The following is a 2,706-nucleotide window of genomic DNA, read 5'->3' on the forward strand; positions in this document are numbered from 1 at the left end:
ACCCTATGCATAAATCAAACTCAGCTATAGAAAGAATAAAAAATCATTTAGCTTATAAATTAGGCAAAGTTATGATTGACTTTAGTCATCAAAGAAATAATTATAAATATGGGGGGGGGTATATAGCATTATTTAAAAAACTCTATAAAATCAAAAAACAACACAAAAAAGAACAAAAAATTTATCAACAAACCATACAAGTTTTTCCTCAACTCAAATATCCAAATTTAGAAACATGCAGCGATTATGAGCAGGCTTTAAAATATAAATTTCATTTATCTTATATGCTTGGTGAAGTTCTTATACAAACTTTTCAAAATTTACATAAAGGAAGCATGTTTAAACTAGCTAAAAATATTAAAAAAGCCAATAAAGAATTTAAAATATTTAAAGAAATTTTTAATAATTTTGCGAAATTAAGTCCAAATATCATTAAAATAATCTCTAAAAATAAGCAAGCCTTTTTAAAAGAACTTCCAAGAATACAAAATATATTAAAAATTCATCAAGATTATCAACCTATACTTGATAATATTTTCCATAATTTTAATTATTTTATACAAAATTTTAATCTTATAGAAGAATGGCTATTATCAAATGATTTTAATGAAAAATATAAAAAAGAAAACCATCCTTATCCTTCATTACTTGATCCTAAAAAACTAAATGATGAAAAAGAAAAAATAAACTATAAAAACATACCAGCTGAACTTGCTTGGGAAATGAATCTACCTTTACCTGATAATTATGAATTTGTGTTTTTAAATATTTTTGGTGCCGGAAGTGATGCAATGGATAAATTCTTAAGAGGTTGTGGAATTAGTATGAATGCAAGAGTTAATAATAATTATAATCGTTATTTAGATAGCTATAAACTTTTGATAAATAGTAAAAATTATAATGTTTTAGTTCTTTCTGGTCATAAAATTTCTAGCGATACAGATAAATTATTTTTTTTAATTATTAAAAAAGTTCCTTATTTATGCATTGTAAGAGATCCTATATCTTTATTAAAACCTTTGGTTAATCATCATCAATCCAATCCTAATATTATAAGAAGGATAACTTTAAATTTTGATTATGAAAATTATATAAAAAATGTAATTTTATATCATCAAACTTCTAAAAAAAATAATACAATAGAATATGGCTTTGGAAAAAAGCCAGACTTAAATAATTTATTAAGATATATAATTGGTGATGTCAATATGAATATATTAAATTGGAGGATTAAAACTTTAAAGCATTCCATTACAAAATTATATTATATAGATATGAATGACATCACACGAGAATATGCTTTTAATACATTTAAAAAGTTATCTCAAATTTTTAAATTTTCACAACCTGAAGATGAACTTTTTTTTAGAGCAAAAGTTTGTCGTAATGATATATTGGTTTTATTACCTTTTGTATTAGAAATTTATTTAAAAGATCATGGAAATTTAGTGAATATACAAGATAGAGATAGTGTTAAAATTTTAATATCGACACGCCAATTAGCCAAAGAAACATATAAAGAAAAGCGATGTATAGATATTGCAGATATGATTTTTCAAGAAAGAGTTTATTTTGATAACATTGTTTGTTTATGTACTCAGTGTGATTTTGATATTTTAAATAAAAATGTGAAATTATTTCATGAGGTGCAAAAATACATTCATAATTTTATTTATCATATGTATTGTCAAGAAAAGATTGAAAAGGCTAAATTTTTTGATGAAGAAGATATTTTAGAATATTTTAAAAAAAATAAAGATTTAGCATTTAAGTTGAAAAATATTTTGGATGAAGATTATGATCATATTAAACAACATCGTCCAGATATAGTAGCTTCTTGGAAATACTATCAAGAATTTGAAAAAATGTGTCAAGAATTGGATAGTGATATTAGTATAAATGAGTTATAATTAATTTTAAGATATTTATCTCAAACAAGGATGCCCCACCCTATGCATAAATCAAACTCAGCTATAGAAAGAATAAAAAATCATTTAGCTTATAAATTAGGCAAAGTTATGATTGACTTTAGTCATCAAAGAAATAATTATAAATATGGGGGGGGGTATATAGCATTATTTAAAAAACTCTATAAAATCAAAAAACAACACAAAAAAGAACAAAAAATTTATCAACAAACCATACAAGTTTTTCCTCAACTCAAATATCCAAATTTAGAAACATGCAGCGATTATGAGCAGGCTTTAAAATATAAATTTCATTTATCTTATATGCTTGGTGAAGTTCTTATACAAACTTTTCAAAATTTACATAAAGGAAGCATGTTTAAACTAGCTAAAAATATTAAAAAAGCCAATAAAGAATTTAAAATATTTAAAGAAATTTTTAATAATTTTGCGAAATTAAGTCCAAATATCATTAAAATAATCTCTAAAAATAAGCAAGCCTTTTTAAAAGAACTTCCAAGAATACAAAATATATTAAAAATTCATCAAGATTATCAACCTATACTTGATAATATTTTCCATAATTTTAATTATTTTATACAAAATTTTAATCTTATAGAAGAATGGCTATTATCAAATGATTTTAATGAAAAATATAAAAAAGAAAACCATCCTTATCCTTCATTACTTGATCCTAAAAAACTAAATGATGAAAAAGAAAAAATAAACTATAAAAACATACCAGCTGAACTTGCTTGGGAAATGAATCTACCTTTACCTGATAATTATGAATTTGTGT

General features: G+C 23.0%; 1 protein-coding gene and 1 pseudogene. Both read left to right on the top strand.

All coding sequences use genetic code 11. The features are described from left to right. The first annotated feature begins 5 nt into the window (after nt 1-5). Nucleotides 6-1,910 (top strand): DUF2972 domain-containing protein, encoded by a 1,905-nt coding sequence (locus BGS43_RS09185; RefSeq protein ID WP_096569508.1) that lies wholly within the window; start codon nt 6-8, stop codon nt 1,908-1,910. Nucleotides 1,911-1,952: 42 nt separating this feature from the next. After that, nucleotides 1,953-2,706: pseudogene (locus BGS43_RS09190) on the top strand (DUF2972 domain-containing protein); the annotation flags it as partial.

Source organism: Campylobacter sp. 110 (assembly GCF_002383965.1).
Taxonomy (GTDB): Bacteria; Campylobacterota; Campylobacteria; order Campylobacterales; family Campylobacteraceae; genus Campylobacter_D; species Campylobacter_D coli.